Annotated in this window: 27 protein-coding genes and 1 pseudogene; 12 read left to right on the top strand and 16 right to left on the bottom strand. The window is 68.5% G+C overall.

Features of this window, described 5'->3' with window-relative positions:
• Positions 1 to 414 precede the first annotated feature (414 nt).
• Entirely contained in the window at positions 415 to 855 is a 441-nt protein-coding gene (locus OHU74_RS20080; protein WP_371617198.1) for an ATP-binding protein, read from the bottom strand.
• Positions 856 to 962: 107 nt separating this feature from the next.
• The gene (bldG, locus tag OHU74_RS20075; protein WP_018089983.1) at positions 963 to 1,304 is read right to left on the bottom strand and encodes an anti-sigma factor antagonist BldG; all 342 of its coding nucleotides are present in this window, start codon (positions 1,302 to 1,304) and stop codon (positions 963 to 965) included.
• Between the two features lie 81 nt (positions 1,305 to 1,385).
• On the opposite strand from bldG, the gene OHU74_RS20070 reads away from it, so the two are divergent.
• A complete protein-coding gene (locus OHU74_RS20070; protein ID WP_371617197.1) occupies positions 1,386 to 3,839 on the top strand; it encodes a DEAD/DEAH box helicase in 2,454 nt (817 codons plus the stop codon).
• A 97-nt stretch (positions 3,840 to 3,936) separates the two neighbouring features.
• The gene (locus tag OHU74_RS20065; RefSeq protein WP_371617196.1) at positions 3,937 to 4,305 is read left to right on the top strand and encodes a hypothetical protein; all 369 of its coding nucleotides are present in this window, start codon (positions 3,937 to 3,939) and stop codon (positions 4,303 to 4,305) included.
• A gap of 21 nt (positions 4,306 to 4,326) precedes the next feature.
• Here OHU74_RS20065 and OHU74_RS20060 read toward each other — a convergent pair whose 3' ends face one another.
• The 3 genes and pseudogenes from OHU74_RS20060 to OHU74_RS20050 form a co-directional block, all read right to left on the bottom strand.
• The gene (locus tag OHU74_RS20060) at positions 4,327 to 4,743 is read right to left on the bottom strand and encodes an Rv3654c family TadE-like protein (RefSeq protein ID WP_371617195.1); all 417 of its coding nucleotides are present in this window, start codon (positions 4,741 to 4,743) and stop codon (positions 4,327 to 4,329) included.
• On the bottom strand, positions 4,740 to 5,093 hold the full coding sequence (locus tag OHU74_RS20055) for a TadE family type IV pilus minor pilin (RefSeq protein WP_371617194.1): 354 nt from the start codon (positions 5,091 to 5,093) through the stop codon (positions 4,740 to 4,742). Before OHU74_RS20055 ends, OHU74_RS20060 begins: the two co-directional genes overlap by 4 nt.
• Positions 5,080 to 5,208, bottom strand: a pseudogene (locus tag OHU74_RS20050) (DUF4244 domain-containing protein); the annotation flags it as partial. The pseudogene OHU74_RS20050 and the gene OHU74_RS20055, both read right to left, overlap by 14 nt.
• Before the next feature lie 105 nt (positions 5,209 to 5,313).
• Here OHU74_RS20050 and OHU74_RS20045 point away from each other — a divergent pair.
• From OHU74_RS20045 to OHU74_RS20030, 4 genes are read left to right on the top strand one after another with little or no spacing between them, the layout of a single operon-like run.
• Positions 5,314 to 6,762 carry a site-specific integrase gene (locus tag OHU74_RS20045; protein WP_371617193.1) on the top strand — a complete coding sequence of 483 codons (1,449 nt, stop codon included), beginning with the start codon at positions 5,314 to 5,316 and terminating at the stop codon, positions 6,760 to 6,762.
• A complete protein-coding gene (locus tag OHU74_RS20040) occupies positions 6,756 to 8,501 on the top strand; it encodes a hypothetical protein (protein WP_371617192.1) in 1,746 nt (581 codons plus the stop codon). Before OHU74_RS20045 ends, OHU74_RS20040 begins: the two co-directional genes overlap by 7 nt.
• Positions 8,498 to 10,702 carry an integrase gene (locus OHU74_RS20035; RefSeq protein WP_371617191.1) on the top strand — a complete coding sequence of 735 codons (2,205 nt, stop codon included), beginning with the start codon at positions 8,498 to 8,500 and terminating at the stop codon, positions 10,700 to 10,702. The genes OHU74_RS20040 and OHU74_RS20035 overlap by 4 nt, the downstream gene beginning before the upstream one ends.
• 1 nt (position 10,703) lies before the next feature.
• Positions 10,704 to 11,186 (top strand): hypothetical protein, encoded by a 483-nt coding sequence (locus OHU74_RS20030; protein ID WP_371617190.1) that lies wholly within the window; start codon positions 10,704 to 10,706, stop codon positions 11,184 to 11,186.
• A gap of 82 nt (positions 11,187 to 11,268) precedes the next feature.
• Here the strand turns inward: OHU74_RS20030 and OHU74_RS20025 are convergent, their stop codons facing one another.
• Positions 11,269 to 11,625, bottom strand: coding sequence for a hypothetical protein (locus tag OHU74_RS20025; protein ID WP_371617189.1), 357 nt, complete (start codon positions 11,623 to 11,625; stop codon positions 11,269 to 11,271).
• Positions 11,626 to 11,715: 90 nt separating this feature from the next.
• Positions 11,716 to 12,594: a hypothetical protein gene (locus OHU74_RS20020; protein WP_371617188.1), complete on the bottom strand. Its 879-nt coding sequence runs from the start codon at positions 12,592 to 12,594 to the stop codon at positions 11,716 to 11,718.
• Positions 12,595 to 12,743: 149 nt separating this feature from the next.
• Here OHU74_RS20020 and OHU74_RS20015 point away from each other — a divergent pair, with 149 nt between their 5' ends.
• The gene (locus OHU74_RS20015; RefSeq protein ID WP_371617187.1) at positions 12,744 to 12,917 is read left to right on the top strand and encodes a hypothetical protein; all 174 of its coding nucleotides are present in this window, start codon (positions 12,744 to 12,746) and stop codon (positions 12,915 to 12,917) included.
• A 98-nt stretch (positions 12,918 to 13,015) separates the two neighbouring features.
• Here OHU74_RS20015 and OHU74_RS20010 read toward each other — a convergent pair whose 3' ends face one another.
• A complete protein-coding gene (locus tag OHU74_RS20010; protein ID WP_371617186.1) occupies positions 13,016 to 14,056 on the bottom strand; it encodes a serine hydrolase domain-containing protein in 1,041 nt (346 codons plus the stop codon).
• Between the two features lie 531 nt (positions 14,057 to 14,587).
• On the opposite strand from OHU74_RS20010, the gene OHU74_RS20005 reads away from it, so the two are divergent.
• The 3 genes from OHU74_RS20005 (at position 14,588) to OHU74_RS19995 (ending at position 16,443) form a co-directional block, all read left to right on the top strand.
• Positions 14,588 to 14,776: a hypothetical protein gene (locus OHU74_RS20005; protein ID WP_371617185.1), complete on the top strand. Its 189-nt coding sequence runs from the start codon at positions 14,588 to 14,590 to the stop codon at positions 14,774 to 14,776.
• Positions 14,777 to 15,057: 281 nt separating this feature from the next.
• On the top strand, positions 15,058 to 15,450 hold the full coding sequence (locus tag OHU74_RS20000; RefSeq protein ID WP_371617184.1) for a hypothetical protein: 393 nt from the start codon (positions 15,058 to 15,060) through the stop codon (positions 15,448 to 15,450).
• A gap of 192 nt (positions 15,451 to 15,642) precedes the next feature.
• Positions 15,643 to 16,443 (top strand): SAM-dependent methyltransferase, encoded by an 801-nt coding sequence (locus OHU74_RS19995; RefSeq protein ID WP_371617183.1) that lies wholly within the window; start codon positions 15,643 to 15,645, stop codon positions 16,441 to 16,443.
• 31 nt (positions 16,444 to 16,474) lie between these two features.
• Here the strand turns inward: OHU74_RS19995 and OHU74_RS19990 are convergent, their stop codons facing one another.
• The 8 genes from OHU74_RS19990 to OHU74_RS19955 all read right to left on the bottom strand — a co-directional run bounded on the left by OHU74_RS19990 (position 16,475) and on the right by OHU74_RS19955 (position 23,476).
• On the bottom strand, positions 16,475 to 17,314 hold the full coding sequence (locus tag OHU74_RS19990) for a helix-turn-helix domain-containing protein (protein ID WP_371619740.1): 840 nt from the start codon (positions 17,312 to 17,314) through the stop codon (positions 16,475 to 16,477).
• Positions 17,315 to 17,474: 160 nt separating this feature from the next.
• Positions 17,475 to 17,711, bottom strand: a complete 237-nt coding sequence (locus OHU74_RS19985; protein ID WP_371617182.1) for a DUF397 domain-containing protein — start codon at positions 17,709 to 17,711, stop codon at positions 17,475 to 17,477.
• 370 nt (positions 17,712 to 18,081) lie between these two features.
• Positions 18,082 to 19,167 (bottom strand): glycosyltransferase family 4 protein, encoded by a 1,086-nt coding sequence (locus OHU74_RS19980; protein ID WP_371619739.1) that lies wholly within the window; start codon positions 19,165 to 19,167, stop codon positions 18,082 to 18,084.
• A 20-nt stretch (positions 19,168 to 19,187) separates the two neighbouring features.
• The gene (locus OHU74_RS19975; protein ID WP_371617181.1) at positions 19,188 to 19,724 is read right to left on the bottom strand and encodes a deoxycytidine triphosphate deaminase; all 537 of its coding nucleotides are present in this window, start codon (positions 19,722 to 19,724) and stop codon (positions 19,188 to 19,190) included.
• Positions 19,721 to 20,266 (bottom strand): dCTP deaminase, encoded by a 546-nt coding sequence (gene dcd / locus OHU74_RS19970; protein ID WP_371617180.1) that lies wholly within the window; start codon positions 20,264 to 20,266, stop codon positions 19,721 to 19,723. Before dcd ends, OHU74_RS19975 begins: the two co-directional genes overlap by 4 nt.
• Positions 20,263 to 21,477 (bottom strand): metallophosphoesterase, encoded by a 1,215-nt coding sequence (locus tag OHU74_RS19965; protein WP_371617179.1) that lies wholly within the window; start codon positions 21,475 to 21,477, stop codon positions 20,263 to 20,265. The genes dcd and OHU74_RS19965 overlap by 4 nt, the downstream gene beginning before the upstream one ends.
• The gene (locus tag OHU74_RS19960; protein ID WP_371617178.1) at positions 21,474 to 22,790 is read right to left on the bottom strand and encodes a UDP-N-acetylglucosamine 1-carboxyvinyltransferase; all 1,317 of its coding nucleotides are present in this window, start codon (positions 22,788 to 22,790) and stop codon (positions 21,474 to 21,476) included. Before OHU74_RS19960 ends, OHU74_RS19965 begins: the two co-directional genes overlap by 4 nt.
• A gap of 224 nt (positions 22,791 to 23,014) precedes the next feature.
• Positions 23,015 to 23,476, bottom strand: coding sequence for an ATP-binding protein (locus tag OHU74_RS19955; RefSeq protein ID WP_371617177.1), 462 nt, complete (start codon positions 23,474 to 23,476; stop codon positions 23,015 to 23,017).
• Positions 23,477 to 23,741: 265 nt separating this feature from the next.
• Here OHU74_RS19955 and OHU74_RS19950 point away from each other — a divergent pair, with 265 nt between their 5' ends.
• The gene (locus OHU74_RS19950; RefSeq protein ID WP_371617176.1) at positions 23,742 to 24,614 is read left to right on the top strand and encodes a helix-turn-helix transcriptional regulator; all 873 of its coding nucleotides are present in this window, start codon (positions 23,742 to 23,744) and stop codon (positions 24,612 to 24,614) included.
• Complete coding sequence (locus OHU74_RS19945) at positions 24,615 to 24,845, top strand: DUF397 domain-containing protein (protein WP_371617175.1); 231 nt, start codon at positions 24,615 to 24,617, stop codon at positions 24,843 to 24,845.
• Positions 24,846 to 25,028: the final 183 nt, after the last annotated feature.

Genomic DNA, 25,028 nt, shown 5'->3' with positions numbered 1-25,028 from the left:
GGGAGCGGCGCCGCAATTGATCTACGACGACAGAAAAGGCCCTGCTCGGCAGGGCCTTGAATAAGATCAGATGATACGTCGGCACGCGCGGCCGTTCCCTCCCGGAAGCCGCCCGTCCGGGGCCTCCCCCGCTTTCCCGGCACCCACCCGGCCTCCCGCCGCCAGACGACCCCGCGCCGAAACTCACCGCAGCCCCCGGCGCGCCGGGGGCTGCGCGACCGCGGGCACCGGATCAGGGCGTGGCGTGGCGTCAGGGCATGGCCTCTGGGCATGGCTCGGGGCAAGGCAGGCGTCAGGGCATGGCAAAGCCCGGACCGTGACGCGCCGGGGCGCGACGGACCGGGCCGGGGCGACGGGACCGGGTCGGCCGCCGCTCCGGATGCGACCGGGGCGGCTGCGCGAGCCCCTGACGGCCTACGCCAGCTCGGAGGTCCCCGAAACGGGCCACCTCATCCGGATGGTTCCGCCGGTCTCCCCGCTGATGACCTCGACGTCGTCGACCAGGCCGCTGATCACGGCCAGGCCCATCTCGTCCTCACCCTCGATGTCCGGGTCCAGGACCGCCTCGATCCCGGGCATGCCGGCGGACGGACCGCCGGCCGGTCCGGGCACTTCGTCGCCGACCTCGATGGAGAACACCTTCTCCTCCTCGGTCAGCACCACCCGGACGGGCGCGGTCAGCCCGTTGCTGCGGTGCAGTCCGACGGCGCGCGAGCAGGCCTCGCCCACGGCGAGGCGGACCTCGTCGAGGACGGCTTCCTCCACACCGGCCCGGCGCGCCACGGCGGCCGCGACCAGGCGGGCCGTCCGGACGTGTTCGGGCTGGGCGCTGAAGCGCAGTTCAACGGTGGCCATGCGCGTCCCCCTCGGACTACGGGCGTGCCTTACAGGGGCCCGGACCACCTGTGGCCCGGTACCCCCCGCTCCTCATCGGCCGTTCGCCGCCGAGAGCCGTCGGTCGGTCAGTCGGTGGCGCTGACCGCTTCCTCCACCGAGGTGTGGATCGGGAACACCTTGGTCAGACCGGTGATTCGGAAGATCTTCAGGATGCGCTCCTGGTTGCAGACCAGACGCAGCGAGCCCTCGTGCGCGCGGACGCGCTTGAGGCCTCCCACGAGCACACCAAGTCCGGTGGAGTCGAGGAAGTCCACTCGCTCCATGTCGACAACCAGGTGGTAGCTGCCGTCGTTCACCAACTCGACCAACTGCTCGCGCAGCTTGGGCGCGGTATACACATCAATCTCGCCACCGACCTCCACGACCGTACGGTCGCCGACAGTGCGAGTCGACAGGGACAGGTCCACGGATCCTCCAGCACCTTGCTATCGAGCGGCGCCCCCCAGGGGCCTCCCCACCCGAAGGTAGGCGAGGGATTGGCTGCCGCGATGGCATTCAATCACTTACCGGCAGGCGCGCACGACGCCTTGGGACCATTGTCCCGCACGCCGGTGACACACTCGGTTCCAATGGCCAACACTCACCGTCCCGGTCGGCCCACGGCACCCGAGGACGCCCGACCCTCCCCCGGCACGGTCCTGGACCGGCTGTCACGGGGGTCTTCCCGGTCTGCGCGCATCACCCATACGGAGCACTTGCCCCCTCGGGAGGGTCGTCATGCAGTCTGGCCGGATCGCATCCGAACTGATGTCGTAGCCGCCATCCAGGCCGCCGGGATCGAACATCCGTGGGAACACCAGGCCGCGGCCGCCGAGCACGCCCTCGACGGCGAGTCCGTGGTCGTCGCCACGGGCACCGCCTCGGGCAAATCGCTGGCCTACCTCGCGCCCGTGCTCTCGGCCCTCGCGGACGGCGCCGAGGCCCCGAACGGGCGTGGCGCGACCGCCCTGTACCTGGCCCCCACCAAGGCCCTGGCGGCCGACCAGCGGCGCGCCGTGCGGGAGCTGGCCGGTCCGCTGGGCAACGCGATCCGCCCGGCCGTGTACGACGGCGACACCCCGGTGGAGGAACGCGAGTGGGTGCGCCAGTACGCGAACTACGTCCTCACCAACCCCGACATGCTGCACCGCGGGATCCTCCCGGCCCACCCGCGCTGGGCCTCCTTCCTGCGGGCGCTGCGCTACGTCGTGATCGACGAGTGCCACACCTACCGCGGCGTCTTCGGCTCCCACGTCGCCCAGGTCCTGCGCCGCCTGCGGCGGCTGTGCGCCCGCTACGGCTCCGATCCCGTCTTCCTGCTGGCCTCGGCCACCGCGAGCGATCCGGCGGCCGCAGCGTCCCGTCTGACGGGCCTGCCGGTGGTCGAGGTGGCCGACGACGCCTCCCCGCGCGGCGAGGTCGTCTTCGCCCTGTGGGAGCCGCCCCTGACCGACCTCAAGGGCGAGAAGGGCGCGCCCGTACGCCGTACGGCCACCGCCGAAACCGCCGACCTCCTGACGGACCTGGTCGTCCAGGGCGTCCGCACGGTCGCCTTCGTCCGCTCCCGGCGCGGGGCCGAGCTGATCGCGGTGATCGCCCAGGAGAAGCTCGCCGCCGTCGACCGCTCCCTGCCCGGGCGCGTCGCGGCCTACCGCGGCGGCTACCTGCCAGAGGAGCGCCGGGCCCTGGAGAGGGCCCTGCACTCCGGCGAGCTGCTCGGCCTGGCCGCCACGACCGCCCTGGAGCTGGGCGTGGACGTCTCCGGCCTCGACGCGGTCCTGATCACCGGCTACCCCGGCACCCGCGCCTCCCTCTGGCAGCAGGCCGGCCGGGCCGGGCGCTCGGGCCACGGCGCGCTGGCGGTGCTGATCGCCCGCGACGACCCGCTGGACACCTACCTGGTCCACCACCCCGAGGCCCTCTTCCAGCAGCCGGTGGAGGCCACCGTCCTGGACCCCGACAACCCGTACGTCCTGGCCCCCCACCTGTGCGCGGCGGCGGCCGAGCTGCCCCTGACGGAGCCGGACCTGGACCTCTTCGGCCCGGCGGCGCGCGAGCTCCTCCCGCAGCTCGAGGCGGCCAAACTGCTGCGGCGCCGGGCGACGGCCTGGCACTGGACCCGCCGGGAACGGGCCTCGGACCTCACCGACATCCGGGGCGGCGGCGGCCGCCCGGTGCAGATCGTGGAGGCCTCCACCGGCCGGCTGCTGGGCACGGTCGACGAGGAGGCCTCGCACACGGCCGTCCACGACGGCGCCGTCCACCTCCACCAGGGCCGCACGTACCTCGTGAAGCACCTGGACCTGGAGGACTCGGTGGCCCTGGTGGAGGAGGCGAACCCGCCCTTCTCCACGACGGCCCGCGACACCACCGCCATCTCCGTCCTGGAGACCGAGACGGAGATCGCCTGGGGCCGGGCCCGGCTCTGCTTCGGCTCCGTGGAGGTCACCAACCAGGTGGTCTCGTACCTGCGCCGCAAACTGATCACCGGAGAGGTCCTGGGCGAGGCCAAACTGGACCTGCCTCCCCGCACCCTGCGCACCCGGGCCGTGTGGTGGACGGTGACCGAGGACCAGCTGGACGAGGCCCGGATCAACCCGGAGATCCTCGGCGGCGCCCTGCACGCCGCCGAGCACGCCTCCATCGGCCTGCTCCCGCTCTTCGCCACCTGCGACCGCTGGGACATCGGCGGGGTCTCCGTCCCGCTGCATCCCGACACCCTCCTCCCGACGGTCTTCGTCTACGACGGCCACCCGGGCGGAGCCGGTTTCGCGGAGCGCGCCTTCCACACGGCCCGCGCCTGGCTGACGGCGACCCGCGACGCGATCGCCGCCTGCGAGTGCGAGGCGGGCTGCCCGTCCTGCATCCAGTCCCCGAAATGCGGCAACGGCAACGACCCCCTCCACAAACGCGGCGCCATCCGCCTCCTCACCCACCTCCTCAAAGACGCCCCCACGCCGTGACCCCCGGGGCCCCGTGGCCCCCGGCCTCCCCGCTGGCCTCCTGGCAGAGCGGGGCCGGGGCGGGCGGGGCAGCTCCGGCGGGCCCGGTAGGTCAGCCGTGCGCGGCAACCCCGGCCAGCAGCCGGCCGGGGCGCCGGTGGGCGGCCGGGGCGCCGGTGGGCGGCCGGGGCGCCGGTGGGCGGCCGGGGCGGCCGGGGCGTCGGTGGGCGGCGGAGTGCCGGGGTGTCGCCGGGCGGCCGGTGCGCTGGGACTACGAGGGCGGCTTCCTGGACGCGGACACCCCCTAGCCGGTACCACCGAGAGCGACGAGGAGTACGGCGACGTCCGCCACTGGCTTCTCGACGCGCACACCCTGACCGTGACCGGCCAGATCGCCCACCCCCTCCCGCCCTCCGGAGCCCCGAACGCCCTCGGCGAGGGAACCTCGACCACCTCGTCCGGCACCACCGCCTCGGTACGCCTGTGACCCCTGGTCTGAGCCACCGCCTCACCCGGGCTCCGCGGCCGGCGGCGGGCCCGCGCGGGAGCCCAGTTCCGGTGCGAAGGGGCCCGTCGGGGCGCGGGCCCGGATCTCCGCGACCTCGCCCGACACCACGCACCCGGTGACCCGAGCCCCCTGCGCCACCGCCACCCGTATCGCCGTGGCGCAGGCGGCCTCCGGGCCGTGGGCCCAGGTCGCCGCAGCGGCGAGGGCCGCCAGGTCCGCGGCCGCCGCGGCCCGGTGGCGGGCCACGACGGCCTGCCCGAGCAGCAGCACCCCGCCGAACACCGCCACCAGCACGGTCGCCGCCACGACGCCCCACACCGTCGCCGACCCCCGGTCCCGGTCCCGGTTAGGCGCCGACCCCCGGTCTCGGTCCCGCGCCCGCGCCCGGTCCCGCGCCCGCTGCCGTGCCCCGGTCATGACGGCGGGCCTACGGAGTCTTCGGCCAGGGCCGCGGCCTGGGCGGTGAGGCGGAGCGGCAGGGCGGCCGGGCCCGGGGCGGGGGCCGATACCTGGATCCGCCAGAGGTCGCCCGTGCGCGACAACTCCACCCGCGCCCCGGGCGGGGCGGCCGCCTCGGCCACCGCCACCGCCTCGCCCTCCGGTTCCGACCGGGCCGCCGCCCGGGCACCGGCCCGAGCCGCGTCCACACACCGGATCTGCGCGGCGGCCGCCATCAGCGCCCACACCAGCAGCGTCGCGAACAGCACCAGCGCCGGAATCACCAGGGCCGCCTCCGCCGTCACATATCCCCGGTCAGAACGGCGCATCGAGTGCCTTCCCGATGGTCGACTGGAGTGCCGTGGAGACCACTTCACTCGTCACCACCTTGTACAGAACCGCCGCGAATGCACAGGCCGCGATCGTCCCCATCGCGTATTCCGAAGGAATCCTTGCTTAGTTTCCGTGTCTCTTAAGTAGCTCAACCCCTCATGGAAAACTCTTGATATCCGTTGCACTCAACTGTGTCGGATACGTAGTGTTCAAGGCATGCATCTGACCTTCTACAGCTCAAATGACTGGGCTACGTGGGGCCTTGGAAGACAGCCATTAATTCCGGAGGGCATGCCCGTGCTCATCGACGAGGATCTGCTCCTGGAGGAGAACGGGAATTTGCGGCCGGCGGCGATCGCGAACCTGTGGCTCCGGGAACTTCCGGTCAGTGGGGCCCCGGGTCGTCTGACGTGGAAGACGTATGCCCAAGCCCTCCGCAGCTGGCTGGAGTTCTTGGCCGAGCGGGGCGTCGCCCCCTTCGCTGACCGTGACGAGCTGCGGTCGGCATTGAGTTCCTTCTCCGAGTACCGGTTCTCGGGCCCGCTTGCTGCACGGTGGGAGGAGGACACGTGGAACCTCAACGTGAACACCGTGGCCCGGTTCTACACGTGGGCCGTTGACCAGGGCTTCTGCCCTGTTCAGCCCTTCACGTACGCAATCGTTCGGCGATACACGGACGCTGGTGTGCAGCAGACGCGCCGGAACACGGCGACACTGCGGAAGGCGAAGGCCCACGCGAAGGTCAAGTACCTCGATGTCGACTTCCGGCAGACGTTTCTGCGTGCTCTGGCTGGTCTTCGCCCGGATGGAGAACCGGACGGCTTCCGCGGCCGTCACCTGGGGCGCAACGCAGCCATGGGCCGGCTGGTGATCTCGAGCGGGCTGCGTGCCCAGGAGTTCACCCACTTGCTGACGTACGAGCTTCCTGGCCTTCCGGCTCGCCGCAGTGCGGTTCCGGTCCGGTTCCCGCTGGCCGCGCAGATCACCAAGGGCAAGAAGGCCCGTGAGACTTGGGCGAGTTACAAGGCACTGTCAGAGTTCGGGCAGTACCTCGAGCTGGACCGGGCGGCCGTTCTGGCTGGACGGGAGCACGTCCCGGATCCTCGGTTGGGGCCACCACTGGTCATCTCGGCGCCGGACTGGGAGGGCGCGAGGATCGGCGGCCGAAGGGTGTCATGGCGGAAGCTGACACTGAACGAGCGGTTGCGGCTGGTGACGCCGGAGGGCACCACAGCGATCACTGCTGTTCAGTCGGACGGCAGCCCGTTCATCGACTGGGCAACGACCTTCCGCCGCACATCCATTCGCATCAGGCGTGACTTCGAGTCCCGCTTCCCCATCGTGACTCCGCACCTGCTCCGGCACACCTTCGCCATGGCCACGCTGGAGAGGCTGGTCAAGGGTCACTACGCGCGGGCCGCCGCTTTGATCTCAGACGCAAACGAGGACGCAGCTCTCGCGCTCTATCTCACCAAACAGGATCCGATGCTGGTCCTGCGTGACCTGCTCGGACACACGAGTGTGACCACCACGGAGATTTACCTCCAGCGTCTGGATGTCCACCGGATCTACCGCGACTTCTACCGCGGATCCGACCAGAACGGGGAGGCGGCCGCGGAGGCTGCCGCCGAGTTCGATGACGAAGGGACGGACGAAGCATGGTGACCCGCGTTGAACACGATCCGCTGCGAGTGGAGTGCACGTTCCCCAACCAAACCACTTGGACGGCGCGGCTGGACAAGTCATCGAATCCCAAGCTCGCCGAGGACCTCGCGCTCGGGATGGTCCAGCTGATCCACCCGCTGGGCAGCGTCACCCGTCGTATCGGCGCGGTCCAGTACGCGTCCACGATTCGCCGGATGGTCGACGAGCTGCACGATGGCGGCTTCCGGGGAGGGGTGGAGGACCTGACCAAGCCGCTCATGCTCCGGTATTGGATGTCTGCCACCGGCACGCGGGTGCAGCGGACGCGCATGCTGCTGCTGGGGTGTGGAGAGCGAGTAGATCCAGCCCTGCGGGAGCATCTGGCCGGGCGTCCCGTCAAGCAGCCCTTCAGCGGAAAGCCGCTCGATCCGTACACGGATGACGAGTGGCGCCAGCTCGAGTCGCGTTTGCGGGCGCGGGTCAGGGAGATGCTGGCAGGTCACCGTGAAGCTCTGGCTCTGGCGGCGATCGGCCCGGATTCGACCAACGGTGGGGTGAATCGACAGAACTTCGCTGTCCTGCTTCTGGACCAGGGGCCGTTGAAGGTCAAGGATGCTGCGGCCGCGCTGGGTGTGAAGGTCGATGCATTCCGTGGGGGAATCGGGGCTCAGTACGTCGCAGTGCGCTCGGCGCTGTTCCCGTCGGTCCGTGCGGCGTACACGGTGCGAACCTTGTTCGGTGTCTACAGCGGGGTGGTACCGGACGGCATCCGGGGTCTGGGTCTGGAGGACTTCACGTGGGCCGGCGACCGCACGTTGCTGATGGACTACGTGAAGAACCGTCGCGGCCCGGAAGGCGTCAGCCTTCCCTCCCGAGCGATCCGACTGCTCGACGCGTGGCTGGAACTGGTTGAGCCTCTTCGAAAGTTCGCTCCTCCCGAGTGCGCCGAGCATGTGTGGATCAGCTTGAACAGCGAGTCTCTGCCTGGCCAGCCCAGCAGCAGGCTTGGGGTGCTCTCGCCCATCACGTCGCACGCGAGCGGCAAGAAGGCTCGCAAGGAAGTGGCTGTCGAGCTCGACCTGCGAACAGATGACGGTGACCGGCTGATGCTCCACGCTGGGCGGATCCGTACGACCTATCACAATATGCTCGCCCGTCGCGGCTGGACCGGACGTACCAGGATCGACCCCAACCACACAACGACAGTGGAGGGCAGCCACTACGTCTCGACCACCACCCCGGCGCAAGCTGAGGCGGTAGAGGCGATCATCGAGGACGCTCAGGGCGACGTTCTGCGGCGTTCACGTCCTCCGATCGTGATGGATGAGGAACAGGCGGCACAGTTCGCGGCCGCAGTGCCACAGGAGCTGGCCCGGCTGGGTCTGGACGAAGGCTCCATGGCTGAGTTGCTCGGCGGTGAGATGGACGTGTTCACCGCCGCATGCTCGAACCAGCTCGCCGGCCTGCACGGGCCGAAGGGCAAGCCGTGTCCCGCGCGGCCCTGGGTGTGCCTGTTGTGCCCGTTGTCGGTGTTCCTGCCGCGGCACGCGTCGAACCTGCTGCGACTGAAGGCGTACTTTGCCCGGCAGTCCCGGCAAATGACTGTTGACCAGTTCCTGGCCGTCTTCGCCCCGTACGCGGACCGGCTCGACCACGAGATCCTGCCCCGGTTCCAGCCCCGGGTACTTCAATCGGCCTCCACCGAGGTCGACGACATCGATGCCGAGCTCCCCCTGCGGCCCGAGGAGATGAGCCTGTGACCGCCCCGCGTCGTGCCGTCGTGGTGATGCCCGCCGGGCCGATACCTGCCCAGTGGGCGGCCGCCTCACCATTCGCCGGGTTGGATGTGTGCCGTGCAGCGGGCTGGGAGGTCTTGCCCGGCGGGCCCAGGCCGAACTTCGACGAGGACTTCTGGGACCTAACCGGGCTGCGGGACATGCCCAAGAGCGCCAGGTCCAACACCAGACGGCTGGACTTCCGCGCGATCATCGACCCTGCGTTCCGCCTCACGGCGAAGGAGTACATCTTTGCCCTGGCCGTCCCGGATCACGAGCTCGTCCTGGCGCTGCCGGACGCAGCCCGAACCACCTACAAGCCGACCAGCTGCTTCAACTACTGTGTCCAGCTGGTTCGGTGGCTGAACTTCCTGACCGCCCAGGGCATCTCTGATCTCACCGCGGTGATGCAGGAGCATTGCGATGTCTACCGCGTGATGCGCATGGAGCGGAAGCACCCAACCCGCGGCACGGGGCCGATCAGTGCCGGCACGATGCTGACGATCCTGCAGCCCGTTCGGAATCTGGCCCTCTATCGGGAGCTGTTCAGCAAGGCCGCATACCGGCCGGGATTTGCACCGTGGCCGGGGCTGGCTCTCACGGACGTGGCGGGCTGGAAGAACAAGCAGGAGAACTCCGTGCCGGCCGTGGCCGAGGAGGTGTTCCAGCCGACCGTCGCTGCCGCTCTCTATCTCACCGAGACGCTTGGCCCTTTGGTCGCCGTTGAGTTCGAACGGCTCCTTAACGAGGTTGAGAACCGGTCCTCGTCCACCATGCGGGGCATCTCTCCGGCGGCCGGTGCGACGTTCTCCCAGGTTGTCGCCTCCTACGTGCGCCGGGGGCAGCCGCTGCCGGAACTGGATGGCCGGCTGCTGACCAAACGTATCGGCGGAGGGGCGGACCCGGAGGATCCGCTGGTCCGCGTCCACGTGAGTCGTCTGATCAACGAGCGGATGAACTACTCCGCCTTCCCTTACCGGCTGGTCGAGTCTGTTCGTCCGATGCTCGAGGACGCCGTGGCGAAGGTGGGCATTGCGGGCGCCTACGCGCGTGATGCGACACCTGTCTCCCGGTATGACGATCAGGTGCTGGTGCCGTGGACTTTGCCGTTGACTGGGCAGCAGTTGAGGGACCTGGCCTTTCTTGTCTTGGCCGCCTGCCGCATCCTTGTCGCCTCGATCAGCGGTATGCGGGCCAGCGAACTCGACGAGCTCACGCCGCTCTCTCCGCAGGCCCCGGTCACCATCTCCGGAGACACCCAGCGGTTCCGGCTCACATCCCGGCTGATCAAGGGCCATGATCTGGGTGGTGTCCAGGCAGAGTGGGTGGTCCTCGAGCCGGCCTATCGCGCCGTGCAGCTGGCAGCCCGCCTCAATCAGGCCGCCGACGACGGTCAGGTCTTCCCCATGTCCCCCACCGACTTCCTTCATGGGCGTCTCCGAGACTGGGTCAACGGTCCTGGCGGCCAGCGGCTCGGTCTCGCTCCGATCCCTGCCGGTCCTGTCAACGGGCGAATGCTCCGGCGGACCCTGGCTCTGACCTTGGCCTACCGTCCTGGCGGCCTGCTCGCTGCCAAAGTCCACCTCAAGCACGTGTCGGTGGTCACCACCGAGGGGTACGCCCACAAGCCCGGCGGCTCCCAGGGGGCCCTCCTGGCGGAAGTCGAGCGGGCTCAGGAAGAACACCACCTCGAACTGACGGAAGCTGCATACCGCGACTACCGAGACGGGAAGATGCCGGCGGGGCCGGGAGCGCGAGATCTGATCAAGGCGTTCGAGCACATCGACGATGCACTCAAAGAGCACCGGCCGGGGCCGGCGGCCGTTCTCGACAGCGACCGCCGTCTCGAGATGCTGCTGAAGCAGCAGGCCAAGAGTCTGCATGTGCAGGCGGCGAACTACTGCTGGTTCCGGGATCCGTCCAGGGCCCTGTGCCTCAAGCTCGCCGGGACGCCGAACGCAACCAAGCCGCTGGCCGGGATGTGTGACTCGGCCCGCTGTCCGCAGGCCACCCACCATCCGTGCCACCTGCCGGTGTGGGAGAGCACAGCAGCCAGCAACACGGTCTTCCTGGACAACCCCCGGTTCCCGAAGGCGGAGAAGGCACGGCTGCAGCCCGAGCTCGAGCGGGCCCAGCAGATCGTCAACGAGATCATCGCGGCCAACACCGGACTCGGAGAGGAATGAGATGCCCCGCATCACCGAAGACACCCGCAACCGCAATGAGACATCCATCCGTGCTGCGATGGACCGGCTACTGACCGGGGACCTCCCGCCCGGCGGCAAGTGCGACATCAAAACCCTCGCCGATCAGGCCGGAGTCAGCCGCACTGCGTTCTACCCGAAGAAGAACCGCGACGGGACCACGAGGCCGGGGCCCTACCAGCACCTTGGCGAAGAGTTCGAGCGCCGGCTGCGGACCCTGCAAGAGGCCGGTCAGATCACCGATCCGCGGGCCGCCCAGCTCGAGCGGCTCAAGGCCCAGGTCGCCGAACTCAAGGAACGGGTCGCAAGGCGAGACGAGGCCCTGTCCGAGCTGACCGGGTTCAAGACTCTTGCGATCTCCCGGATCGCCGCCCAACAGGGCGAGATCGAGCGCCTCCGCCGCCAGATCGCTGGCGCCGCCGGGATTCGGAGGCTTCCAGTACCCAGGGGCGGTCCGGCTACGTAGGGCGCCTCCCAGGTCGCAGCAGTCCGTGGTTCTGGTGGCGCCACCGAATACGGGTGGCGCCACCGGTGCGGTCGATTGCCGTTTATGCCTCGCCGACGTGCTGCATCAACGCGTTCCAGAGATCCGAGTCGAGAGACGTGACCTCGGCCTGGAGTGCTCGCACGTCTCCGTCGCCGCTGGCGATCTGCTCCAGCAGGCTGTGCAGGTTCCACATGAGCCGGTGCGGCATGGATACCTCATGCACTGGTCCCGGCGCCGGCGCAGGGGCCCCTTGAGCCGTCACCCTCCAGCCCAGATGCAGCGAGGGATCTTGGTCATGAGTGATCTCCTCGATCACCGTCGTGGAGTCGACGCCTGCACTCTTGGCATGCGTGATGAACTGTTCGACCTCGCCGACGGTGACCGTCTCGTCCCACGTCAGCTCGATGTTGATGGCCATGCTCAACCTCCCTGCGGTGGCTTCGTATCCAAGCACGGCCGGTTCACCGACGGGGCTGGACTCCGGATCTCGTGTGGGCCGCGCTCCGGGTCAGCCTTCCGGCGCTGCTGGCTGCGGTTCGTGCACCTCGGGAGCGTCAATGTCGCCGAGCGTGGAGCTTCCGGTCATCGCGAACAACAGTTGCTGTGCCGCCGAGCGCACTCCTTCATCAGCACCCTCACCGCCGCTGCCCTCTGCGTCCATGAGCTGCCCGAGCATCTCGAAGAACATGGCCCCGCGTACGAGGTGGTACATCCTCGGCGGCATGATCACGGCCATCTCCTCCATGACCTTGATGAAGTCCGCCATGAACTGCGGATCGTCCTCCTCGAGCCACGGGATCTGGTCTTCGGGAAAGCCTCCGCCTCGGAGTTCGTCGGGCTTCTTGATGAGCTGGTACTCATCGCGCGCTTTGGCGACCCATCGCTTGGCCGTCGCCTTGGAGCACCCGAAGTACTCCGTGACCGTCTTGGTGGGGTCCTTGCCGAAGAGAACGGCCAGGTTGTAGACGATCGCGGCCTGGAAGAACTGTTCCTCCTCGCGGCTCATGCCTTGCCGCGGTAGCGCCCTGATCCTGCGCTCGGCGTACGCCTTGCCTCGCTTGTCCCAGGCGACCTCGAATGCCTCACGAACATCTGCACGAAGCTGTTTCACGACCGCCGTCAGTGCGTCGGCCTTGATGTCGCCAGCGTTCCCGCCCACGCCTTCGCCCACGGACAGACGCGTGAGCCGCACTCGTCCTTCCACGATCTTGAAGACGGCCTCGCACCCGAAGCCCCCGGGCATCGATGTCCAGACCGTGGCAGTCCCATCCACGCCGAACTGAGCCTTGCCGCCACCTTTCAGCGTGACGGTCAGTGCCTTTCCGTCGGGCGTGAAGATCTCCTCGTACGGCCTCTGATCAGGCCCTTCAGCTCTTGTGTCTGTCACGTGAGCCCCCTCCGTGAGTATGAGCCCCCGGCAACCCTGGTCCACCCGACTTCCATGGTCAAGTCTGGTTCCACCGGGGCCCGTTGCCCCGGACCCACCCGTTCGGCGCGCGCACGGACACGATCAGATTCAGGCCGAAAGAGGAACCAATGACCACAGGAAGCGGAGGGCCGAGCGACCGGCTGCCCATGCGCTGGCTGCTGATCGCCATCGTCACGGTGGTGGTGTTCGTGCTCGCCGTCGAACACCCGAAGTACGCGGTCGCCATCGGCATCGCGATCGCCGTCGCCGGGCTGCTGTACCTGATCACCGACGAGCGTTGACCCCGTAGCCCCCGGCAAGACGCGGAGCTACCGGACCTGATGGAGGCACCTGGAAACGGGGGCCTCCATCAGTCTGTCCCCGTGAATCTCCCGCCCAGCTACCGGAAGGCCAGCGCGCGGAAGCCGTTGCGGATGTCGGTTAGCGGCTGACGCTCACGCGTGTAGTAGATCTTGTTGGTCAGCAGGACCGCCCACCGGTCCAGATTCGGGGAGACCCACATACCCGTGCCGGTGAAGCCGTAGTGCACCCACACGTCCTCATCGTCGGTGGTGCCCGGGGCCGGGTGCCAGAAGAGCCCGCGTACGGGCTCCAGAGACCCGGTCTGGACAGTCAGTGAGGCAAGGGTCCACTCCGTACCGAAACCGGCGGCAGCGGGGGCTGTAGCCGCGTCCAGCATGTACCTGAGGAAGACGGCGAGGTCGTCGATGATGGTGAAGACGCCGGCGATGCCGCACACGCCGTCGAGGAGGCGGGCGGAGAAGTCGTGGGCGACGCCTTTGAGGTGGAGGCCGGTGTTTTCGTCGGTCTCGGTCGGCGCACAGCGAGCGGTGATCTCGGAGGGCAGGGGCCCGAAGCGGGTGGATTCCATGCCCAGCGGCTGCCAGGTCCGGACGGCGGCCAGCCGGTCGAGGCTCAGGCCGGAGAGGTGTTCGGCGAGGTAGCCGAGGACCAGGGCGGCCCGGTCGGTGTACTCGACCGCCTCGCCCGGAGGCCGGTGGAGAGCTTCGTGCAGGACGCCGTCCCGGATCGCCTTCGGGTCGGTGCCGTAGAGGCTCTTGAGCTGGGCCCGCAGCGGGAGCCCCGCGGTGTGCGTCAGCAGCTGTCGGGCGGACACCTGCCCGAGCGGGTGGCCGGTCACCTCGGACCAGAAGGCGCCGAGAGGCCGCTCGAGGTCGAGGACGCTGTCCTCCCACAGGGCTCCGATGGACGCCCAGACGGCGAGGATCTTGGTGAGGCTGGCGGCGTCGAAGACGGTGTCCGCCTGCATGTGCAGGTCAGACCGATCGGGGTCCAGGACACCGGTTGCGCCGCTGGCCAGTGTGCCCGCAGCGTTACCGACGGCCCACACGGCGCCGGGATAGACCTTGTCGCAGACCCCTTGGGCCAGCAGCGTCTCGATGCGGTCGAGGTCGATCATGGTCTCCCTGTTCGCCGTGCGGTTTCCTCCCGCCAGCCTAATAACGGCCCGGGGGCGGATACCGGTCCGGCGTGGCCCGCAGCCCGGTGCACGCCGGGTCTTGAGTAAACCGTGGCCGCCGGAAGCCGGGCTCCGGCAGATCTGGGCAGAGCCGGCAGCGAAACGCAACCATTCAAGGTGGTTGGGCAGGCCACCGAGATTGCGCGGGCTCCTGGCGTCCGAAGGCTCCTCGCGAGTGACCGAACAGCGGCGGAATCAGTGAAAGACTGAGCGGTCGTGATCGATTTAGATCGAATTAAGACTGCCCCACTATCTGACTTTGCAGGAGGGGCTTCGGGGGCCTGTGGGGCGATTTCTGCGATGTAGCGTCGTACATGCCTCGCCAAAGAGGCCCGCCCCAGGGGTGGTGGCTGCCACCCCCGGGATGCGAAACGACCAAGAACAGGAATGCGAATGCTTGACCGAATTCGCCGAGGGTACGCGCAGGTCCCCTCCGGGCAATTTCACGGTACCAGTTTCAATTTCTCCACTGTGGGGCTTCGCGAGTTCATCGCCGGCGCCGTCTCGGTACGTCTGAGCGCCGTTCTGGCCTTCGCGGTGGTCATCTGGGTGCTCGTGGCCGGCGGGGAGATCGACCCCACAACGTCGGCGTTCCTCATCACGATGACCAGCTTCACCTGGCACGCCAGCATCCAGCTGGCCTGGTTCCGAGGCAGGTAGACCGCCTGGTTGGGGCCTGCCGTTCACGGCAGGCCCCAACCAGCTCTCGCCCCGGCCGATCAGGCGCTGTCGTCGGCGCCAGCGGAGCTATGCGAAACCGAGGACCAACCGTGTGGTCTCGAAACGATCTCTGGGGTGCCCCCCTCTCGCACGTCGGACGCCCATACCCTCATACGGGTGTAGGGGCGCATCCCACGAGCCGTGACTCTGCCGCTGTACCGCTGCCCAGGCCGCTGCGGCCGCGGAACTTCAATGGCCTGGAGTTCGCCGCCCTCGTCCAGATGAACGGGGCCTTCTACCTGCGCTATGCGCTGGCCCGCGTACTCGATGAGGGCACTGCACAGGCGACGGTCGACTCAACCCTCGCCGAGGCGGCCAACCAGTGGCCTGTTCTTCTGCACGGCCCACAGCCGGCCGCCGCCATCTGGCTCCGACTCCGCCTCAACGTGGAGGAGATGAACCGTCACGTCGCTCAACGGAATCCGCTGGTCGACAGGCTCTACGGATCATTTTCAAGTCTGGTGGCAGACGCCGTCGTGCTCCACCGCCAACTCCACCTGTCCGTCGATGCCGCCGCAGGGGTCATGGGCGTAGAGCGCTCGACCATTGCCGGAGCCCTCCTGACCGCGAAGCGGGCCCTCCCCTCCGCGTTTGACGACCTGAAGGAGGGATAGGACCGCGGATTCGTCACTCCTGCCCCGGCTCGCGAAGTGAGCCCGGCGGGACAGGGTTCACGCCACCTCCCGCCACCTTGCGCCACCGTCACCCGTACTGGCGGTGGTGCTGTTCGCCATGCCCTCCTAGGATTGATCCCCTTACTACCCTGGGACAGCACGGGGCTCTAACTCACGCGAGGGGACTGTCCGTTGCCGGACAAGAAGCGTGTTGATCTGACCGTTCCGAGCGCCGCCAGAATGTATGACTGGCTGCTTGGCGGGAGCAACAACTTCGAGGTGGACAAGGCGGCCTGCGAGCTGCTGCTGAAGGCGGCGCCGACGACCAAGGCGCTGGCACTGAACAACAGGTGGTTCCTGGAGCGGGCGGTGCGTGCGCTGGCCGAGGAGTACGGGATCCGGCAGTTCATCGACTTCGGCTCCGGGCTGCCGACCCAGAACAACGTCCATCAGATCGCGCAGGCGATCGACCCCTCGTCCAGGGTCTGTTACGTGGACAACGACCCGGTAGTACTGGGGTACGGGAAGTCCCTGCTGGACGAGAACGACCGGACGGGCATCATCGGCTCCGACATGGTGGACACGGAGTTCATCTTCGAGCATCCGGACTTCGAGCGTCTCATTGACCTGGAAGAACCGGTGGCAGCGCTGTTCGTCTCCGTGCTGCACTGCCTGCCGGACGATGCGAAGCCTGATGAACTCGTGCGGCGCGTCATCGCCAAGCTGAGGCCCGGAAGTTTCGTGGTGATCTGCCACCTGGTCAGCGATAGCTCGCGGCTGCGGGGCCAGGTGACGGATCTCATGCTGGAACTCACTCACGACAACTGGGGTCGTGTTCGGGAGAAGAGCGACGTGCACGGCTACTTCGAGGGACTCGACGTGAAGGAGCCGGGACTGATCGACGTCACCGACTGGAGGCCCGACTCCGAACTGCGCCAGCGGCAACGCAGCATCGAATGGACCGAGTACGGCGGGCTCGCGGAGATCCCCTAGAGGGACGGGTGCGCCGCTATCTGGGCGGGGCCTACACGGTGAACCGCTCGATGGCTGCGATCAGCATCCGGCGGCTCGCCGCCCGTGAAGCGGCGGCTTCCGCGCTGAGACGCAGCAGCAACTGGACGTGCCGCTCCAGGTCGTCTTCCTTGGTGCAGTAGCTCGCCTCTTCGTACCCTTCCAGGTACACCATGTCCGGCGGTCCGCCGACGCCGAACTTGAGGTGGGTCATCGAGCCTGAGCCGGCGGACGCGGCGTTCGCCGCGATGGCGTTGTCTTCCAGCACGAAGCGGATGCTGACGTCGGGCAGGTCGGACATCTCCAGCAGTTTGCGCATCTGCCCGGCCATGACCTGGTTGCTGCCGGCGCGGCGCCGAAGGACGGCCTCGTCCATCAGGAAGGTCACTCGCGGGGGCTCGGCCTGCCCGAACACGCGGTTCTGACGCTCCTCCCGCAGGGCGACCCTGCGGTCGACCTCATCGCGGTCGCGGTCGTGCAGTCCGGTACGGATGACTTCCCGGGCGTACTCCATGGTCTGAAGGAGACCGGAGACGACGCCGGACTCGTAGTTGAAGAGCTCGCTGGCTTGGCTCTCCAGGCCGAAGAGCCGGCGGAGCCACTGGGCGGTGCAGTCGTTGAAGCGATCCTGGAACCACTCCGGTTCCAGGGCGCGGGCGGTGAGCCGCTCCAGCGCCTCGATGGCTTCGGGGGACACTCCGTAGCTGTGCGCCAGCACGCGGACATCCCGGATGTCGGGCGGGCTTTCCGCCCTCTCCAGGCGGGAGATCTTGGATACAGAAGCGTTGATCGCCTTTGCGGCGACCTTCGCGGGTGTCTTGCCGCGCAAGCTTCGGAGGTCGACGCCGAGCATGACTCCGGCGGCGGTCGGGCTTGCTTCCCGCGTGAATCGGCGGAAGAGCGGAACAGGGTCATCGGGCACAGCGGACACGCGAACTCCGTTCATCGATGCATATGCCCGATGATGGCATGACGGAAGCCCGCGTGTCGCTCGAACTCTTTTTTGTCTGCCCTTAGTTCGCTGCCAGCTGGTCGAACTCGCCTTTCTTGGCGCCGTCCAGGAAGGCGTCGAGCTCTTCGGTTGTGAAGAGTAATGCCGGACCGTCCGGGTCCCTCGAGTTACGCAGTGCGATCAGGCCTTCCTCGAGCGGCGCCAGCTCGATGCACTGGCCGTTCGCCGCGCTCTTCTGACTCTTTGTCCATACTGCACGAAAAGAGCTGGCCGGGGTTCCGTTTCTATAATTCTCCACGACGACACTCCCTGTAGTTCGATTATCAGACCATTCCACACCTCTCACCGGAGGGTCGCGAGGAAACCGCAGGTGGGGGAGTCATGCAATCCCGTCATGCAATTGCACGGCTTGGTGTGAGGGAATCGTAGCCCCGGGTAATCGAACTCCGCCGTCCCTCGATCGAGTGGCTCAGCTGTAGAACGGGAACGATTTGCAGACTCGCCCCGAGGGGTATCCCAAAGTGGATTGCCATTGGCATGTGCTCCAGGCGCCCTCGCCGCATCAGCCTGGCAGACACGGAGCGTGAGGTTCGGTCGCAGTCTCGTGTACGTCGCAGGTCGTCATCTCATGGGTGGCGGGCCGTGTGAATGTTCGACGACGTCGGCTGTCAGGCGAGTTGGCGTCCGAGCTGATGCAGGGAACGGGCCATTGCGTTCAGGGGGTAGCGGGCGGCGTTGGCGTATCCGGCTTCGCGGTAGGCGTTGAGCATGGTCGGGCTGGTTCTGAGCCGGTGAAGGTCTCGTGCGACGGCGCCGGGCTGGGTGAAGTTGGTGGCCTCGGCGGTGGCGCCGAGGGCTTCGGTGAGGCCGGGAACGGGCTGGTAGAGGACGGGTAGGCCACAGGCTTGGGCTTCGAGTGCGACCAGGCCCATGGCTTCGAGGGTGGTTGAGGGCATGAGGAGGAGGTCGTGTTCGGCGAAGGCTTTCCACAGTTGGGGGCGGTGGAGCCAGCCGAGGTAGCGGGCCCGGATCCCGGCCTGTCGGAGCTTGGGAGCCAGGGCCTGGAACTGGGTGCGGGGGGCGGCGATGCTCAGTTCGATGCCGGGGGATCCGGACAGGGACCTGACCAGGGCGTCTCCGCCCTTCTCCGGGGTGAGACGGCCCGCGTAGAGGAGCCGGAGGTGTCCGCGGCTGCGGGCGGGCCGGGCCGGCCGGTGGGTGATGAGGTGGTCAGGGATACCCCAGGGGATGTGCTCAATCTTGTGCCGCTGGGTCTTTGGGGCAAGCTCGAGGAGGCGGTCGGCCATCGCGGTGGTGGGGACGACGATCGTGTCGGCGGCACGGGCGGTCTCGCGGAGGATCTGCAGCTGGTCGCGGTGGGCTTCGGCGAACAGCAGGTCGGTGCCGTGGACCAGGGCGATGCGGGCCGGGCCGGGCAGGGCCCGCAGCAAGGCCGGTGTGGCGCCGAAGGCGAGGTGGTGCAGGTGCAGGACACCGATCTGATCAGGGTCGATGGCCGCCCGTAGGGCTCTTCGCAGCGAGGTGACGTAGAGGGTCAGGGCCCGGCCTTCGAGAGCTTTGCCGGCCACTTCCAGGAGGTCCAGGCCGGGCCGTGCCGGTGGGCGGGCTCCGGGGGGCGCGAGCATGAAGGCACGGGCCGGGATGAGCGGTTCGGCGCCGGTGTAGAGGTCGAGGAAGAGTTCGACGCTGCCGCCGGGGCTTCCGGCGGGCAGGTCGAGGCAGGTGGCGACCATCGGGCCGTTGCTGATGGCGGTCACCGGCGGCCTGCCGGGATTTCCTCGTAGAGGCGGGAGATGTCGATGCCGTCGCTGGCGGCGTACTTGGCCGGCTGCTGCTGGTAGCTGGAGGCGGCGCCGTGGGTGGCGAGGAAGACGAGCTTGCCGAAGGTCATGCCCGCGTGGATGCGGACCGGGCGGGCGGCCCGGATCTCCAGGGTCCAGCGGATCGCGTGTCCCTGGTGGCCGAGCGGGGCCGAGACATGGACCCAGATACCGAGCGAGCCGACGGTGCGGTCTCCGTTGAGCAACTGCGCGAACATCTCGGAGCCGGTCTTTTCCAGGGTGACGCCGAGATAGAGCAGGCCGGGCTGGAGCACGAAGCCGCCTGGGTCGATGGTGGTCTCGGTGTACGTGGTGGGGGCGGCGGCGTCCAGAGTGCCGTCGCAGATCCGCAAGGTGTCGCCGAGCCGCCAGTCGTAGGCGTTCGGGGAGAGCCGGCCCGGGTCGTAGGGGTCGATGGTGATCTCACCCTTCTCGAGGGCGGAGGCGATGGCGGGGCCGGTGAGGATCACGAGGCCACCGCCGGACGGCCGTACGCCTGGAGGTCGTGCCAGTAGCGGGAGGGCTGGGGGCCGTTCGCGGTCTGGTACTTGCCGCGGTAGAGGTCGATCTCGCCGGTGGAGACGAAGAACATGATCTGGCCGATCTTCATCCCCGGGTACACGTGAAGGCGGCGGATCGGGGAGAGCATGAGCGTCCACTGCCCGTGGAAGCCGATGTCACCGATAGGGGCGGTGATCTCCACGAACAGGCCGAGCCGGCCGACAGAGGAGCGGCCGAACAGGAGCGGCACGAAGGTGTCGGAGCCGACCTCCTCGAGCGTGTGGCCGAGGTAGAGCTCGTCCGGCTCCAGCGTGAATCCCTCGCTGCCGATGGTGAACTCTCGGGTGGGGTTGGCCTGGTGGGCGTCGATGATGTCGCCGGTGTAGGTGATCAGGCGGTTGCCGAGGCTGACGTTGTAGCTGTTGGGGTTGACCTGGTCGGCGGCGAAGGGGCGGATGCGTAAGCGGCCGTCGGCGGCGGCCTGGGTGATCTCGGGTCCGGTGAGGATCACAGCGTCTCCTCGGTCAGGGTGTGGAGGACGGCGTCGGTGAGGCGGATACCGGCCTGGTGGGTGCGTCCGCCGAGGAAGGTGTCGGCCAGGTAGTTCGTGGTCAGCACGGTGCGGGCGCCGTCCGGCAGCGGGGTGGGGGCGGTGGCCATGGGGCCTTCGCGGTGGGTCAGGTCCTCGAGGAGACCCTGAAGGTTGTCGGCGAACGGCTCGGGCACGGTGGCGTGGACGAGCTGATTGCCGAACGGCTCGATCGCCATCAGGTCTTCGAGGGTGAGGCGGTCGGCGAGAACGGTGGCGCGGAGGGCGCTCTCGTTGACGATGACCGCGTCGGCGCCGAGCCCGGTGTGCAGGCGGCCGACGATGTGGGTCAGCAGGTTGCGGCGGTCGAGCATGCCGTCGGTCCAGGGTTCGGCGAGCGCGCCGAGATCCTCGGCCAGCTGCCGACCGATGGAGTCGATCCGTTCCGCGAGAGGGGCGAGAGCGGCGGGCACCGGTCCGGTGGTGGGGAAGTCGGCCATGGCGGCGGCCCAGCCGTGGGCGACGGGTTCGGCGTACGCGTATCCGATGCCGAGTTCGCGGCCTTTGACGACGAGGATATCGCCGATCCGGGAGGGCGCCTGGGTGGGGGTGTGGCAGTGTCCGGCGAAGATGACGTCGATGAACGGGCAGGCCGCGGCCAGTTTCATGTCCGCGTCCAGCCCGGAGTGGGACAGTACGATCCAGGCGTCGACCAGGTGGTGGTGGGTGAGCATCACCTCCCGCAGGGCTGTGGCGGGGTCGGTGACGTGGTGGCCGGCCCGCTGGTCGGCGGGGATGACGTTGAACGCCTGCGGTCCGATGACCGCGGTGACCGCGACCCGGCGGCCCTGGACCCGAACGATCCGCACCCGCTCGAACAGGGGGTGACCGTCCGCCTCGCTGACCGCGTTCGCGCAGATGGTGATCGGGTGGAGGTCGTCCTCGAAGTAGTGGGGCCAGCCATGGTTCCCGGGGACCAGGACGTCGTAGAGCCGGGTGAGGATCTCCCGCTCGAGGCTGCCTTTGCCCAGTTGGTAGTAGCCGGTGCCCTCGAAGAAGTCGCCGCAGTCGGCGATCAGCGAATGCCCGCGCAGGCCGCTGAGGTGGGAGAGCATGCCGTCGGTCTGGCCGAGGGCGGAGTGGACATCGGTGGTGGCGACGATCTGCTGGATCTCGCGGACCCTGGGGCTCATCGGGGGACCTCGGTGATGTCGGCGCCCAACTGCCGGAGTTTGGCGGGGAGGTCGGCGTGGCCGCGTTGCAGCTGGCCGAGGCCGGTGACGGTGGTGGTGCCGCGGGCGGTGAGGCCGGCGATGACGAGAGCGGAGCCGGTACGGATGTCAGTGGCCTCCACCTGGGTGCCGGTCAGCCGCTGTGGGCCGGTCAGGCGGCACTCGGTGGGCGAGTTCTCTTCGATCTTGGCGCCAAGGCGGGCCAGTTCCGGGATGAGGTTGCCGTGTCGGCCGGGGTTGATGGCGTCGGCGAACAGGTGGGTGCCGGGCAGGCCCAGAGCCAGGGCGATGAGGCCGGGCTCGAAGTCGGCGTCCAGGCCGCCCGGGGAGAGGGAGGCGACTGCCCGCAGTGGCAGGCCGCTGAGCTGGGTGGAGCGGTGAATGGTCACGCTGTCGGGGCCGAGGGTGGCGGGGATGCCGGCTTGGTCCAGCAAGGCCATCAGGGGTGTCAGGTCGCTGCCGGTGACGCCTTCGATGCGGCCCTCGCCGCCGGTGGCCGCGATCGCGCAGGCCAGCGTCCCGGCTTCGATCTTGTCACCTGGCACCGTCCAGGAAGCGGGGTCGTTCAGGCCGCCTCGAGGCGGGACCAGGGTGATCTTGTCCTCGTTCTGGTCGGTTTCCCAGCCGCTGGACCGTAAGGCGGTCAGGACGCTGACGGTCTCCGGGGACAGGTTCGGGTTGCCTAGTTCCAGGCGGCTGCCCGCCGCGACGGATCGCAGGATGGCCGCGATGCTCGCACCTCGTGAGCGGAAGGGCAGCTCGATCACGACGGTGTCCGGCACGGTCTTGGCGGCTGTGACGCGGTATCCGTCGTCGTCGATGGCCACGGAGTCGCCGAATGCCTCGTAGACGCGGAAGTGCAGTTCCATCCCGCGGTCGCCGATCCGGCAGCCGCCCGGCCACGGCAGCGTGGCCTGCCCGCCGGCGGCCAGCAGTGGGACGACCAGGTAGTACGAGGCCCGGATGCGGGCCGCGTCCGCCATGACCGGGGCGGGGATAGCGCCGGGCCGGGGCATCACGACGGCGGAGGCGGGCTCGAGGACCGGGTGGGTGACGCGGTAGCCGCACTGCTCGAAGAGGTTCAGCATCAGCTGGACGTCCGCGCTGGCCGGGAGGCCGGCGAGGTGCACGGTGCGGCCGAGCGACGCGGCGGCGGCAAGCAGCGGCAGGGCGGCGTTCTTCGAGCCGTCCACCCGCACCGTGCCCGACAGGGGACGGCCGGGCCGGACGGTGACGGCATCAGCGCGGATCGTCCGCAGCTGGGCGAGGGTCATCAAGCCTCCAGGCAAGAGGTGAAGGGACGTGCTGGTCAGGGGGCGGTCCGGCCGCCGGCACCGTGTGCGGCAGCGGCCGCACCGCGTACGACACCGCCGCATCACGCCGGGGAGGCAGGGCGGTGCCCGCCGCACACGTCGTCCGGGGTACGGCGGACGAGCGGTGCGGCACCGGTCACGGCCCTCGAGGGGGGATGAGGGGCCGCGCCGGAGGAAAGGGGCCGTCAGGCGGCGGCCAGGGCGGGCAGAGTGCAGCTGATCTGTTTGCCGACCGGACTTTCCTCGACAACCCAGCCGGGGGCGAGGACGTCGAGGATCCACAACCCCCGCCCGGCCTCGGCCTCCGCATCGTTGGGGGCCGAAGCCGAGCGGACGGGCCAGGTGTCCGGCACCGGGTCGTGGACCTTGACCTGCACCCGGGCGCCCTTGCGGGCGACCTGGACGACGACCGGGGCCCACGGCCCGCACAGACGGACGACGTTTCCGACGAGCTCGCTGGCCACCAGCCGGGCCGCGTCCGCCGTCTCCTCGCCTATCCCCAAGCCGGTCACGGCCTTGAAAACCTCGGCCCGCATCAACTGAAGATGCTCCGGGCTCGTACTCATGTGCAGCGCGAGAGCGCCGTCGTTGTGGCGGAGATAGAAGCCGCAGGCCGTCTGGTGCTCGAAGAGGTCGTGCTCATCCATGGCGTGCTCCCCAGTCGACAGGGCAGCGCGGCCGGCCATCGAATCCCCGGCTGCGTGGCTCTGTGGGTCGGCACGTCGGCCCCCGGGACGCAGTTCGCCCCGGGAAGTCGGCGCAAGGCAATGGCATATGACACGAAGAGCGATGACTTCATCACACTTCGCGACCACGGACAGCATGCCTCTGGCGAACTGCATTGGGCAACATGCCTAGTTCAGATTCCTCAGATTGGTTGTCCGGTGCCACCCCGAGGGCCACACTGACGCCATGGCCTGGAAGAGGAACGCTGTCCCGAAGTCCATCTACCGCCGCCAACTGGCGACGCGACTCTCCGAGTTGCGCGCGGAGTCGGGCAAGACGATGTCGGAGGTCGCGGAGATCATCGAGGTCAACCAAGGAACGCTGAGCCGCATCGAGAGCGGTGACCGCGGCACCACGCCTGTCCTGGTGAAGGCGATGCTCGACTGCTACGGGGTGACCGATCCGGCCGTCCGGGAGGACATCCTCGACCTGGTCCGCGCCGACCAGGCTCAGAAGCAGAAGTGGTGGCGCAAGTACTCGGCGGTCATCAACACCACCCAGTACGGCGGCTATCTGGAGCTAGAGGCCGGTGCGACCTCGTTCCATTCCTACGAACCTCAGCTGTTCCCGGGCTTGCTCCAGACTGACGACTACGCACGCCAGGTGATCACCGCCATGCGGATGGACCTGGACGCCAAGCAGATCGAAGACCTGGTCACCGTACGGAAGAACCGGCAGAAGATCCTCGAGGGGGAAAACGCCCCGAAGCTCTGGGCCGTCATCGACGAGGCGGCCATAAGGCGCATGGCCGACTCCCCCGAAATCCTCATCCCGCAGCTGGAGCGGCTGCTGGAGGTCGAGCCCCGCACCAACATCACGCTGCAGCTCCTACCGTTCAAGGCCGGCTTCCACCCCGGTTTGTACGGGTCGTTCATGCTCATGGGCTTCCCCGAACCCAACCCGGAGCTGGTCTGGGTGGAGAATCTGACCAACTCGGTGTACTTCGACGGGCCGCAGGACGTGGGGCGCTACACCGAGGTCTTCGACCACCTGCGGGCCGCCGCCCTGGGCCCACTGGAGACCCGCAGCCGCATCAAGAACATGATCAAGGAGCTGTAAGTGAGCAACACCAAGCCCCACCCCGCCGAGCTGGACTTCTCCACGGTCACCTGGGAGAAGAGCCCGTTCAGCGGGGGCAACGACAACTGCGTCGAGTTCGGCGCGGTCGGCGACCTCGTCGCGATCCGCGACTCCAAGCGGCCCGAGCAGACCCCGCTCGTCTACACCCGCAGCGAGATCGCGGCCCTCCTGGCGGGCGCGAAGTCCGGAGCCTTCGACCACCTTGCGTGACCCAGCGGCACTGCCGCACACGAGGAAGGCGGCCGGCCCCAGCGTTAGTGGGGTCGGCCGCCTTCCTCATCTTCGCAGACCAAGGCGTACGGTCCGATCGCCTGTGTTTACAGCAACGTGGGCGACGTTCCCGCCTCCCCACCCGAGTCAACTCGCTGAACCTGGAACCAAAAAAGCCCAAAA

The organism is Streptomyces sp. NBC_00454 (genome assembly GCF_041434015.1).
GTDB lineage: Bacteria > Actinomycetota > Actinomycetes > Streptomycetales > Streptomycetaceae > Streptomyces.
Note: the sequence above shows the minus strand (reverse complement) of the source record. Positions and strands in the feature narration are given on the sequence as shown.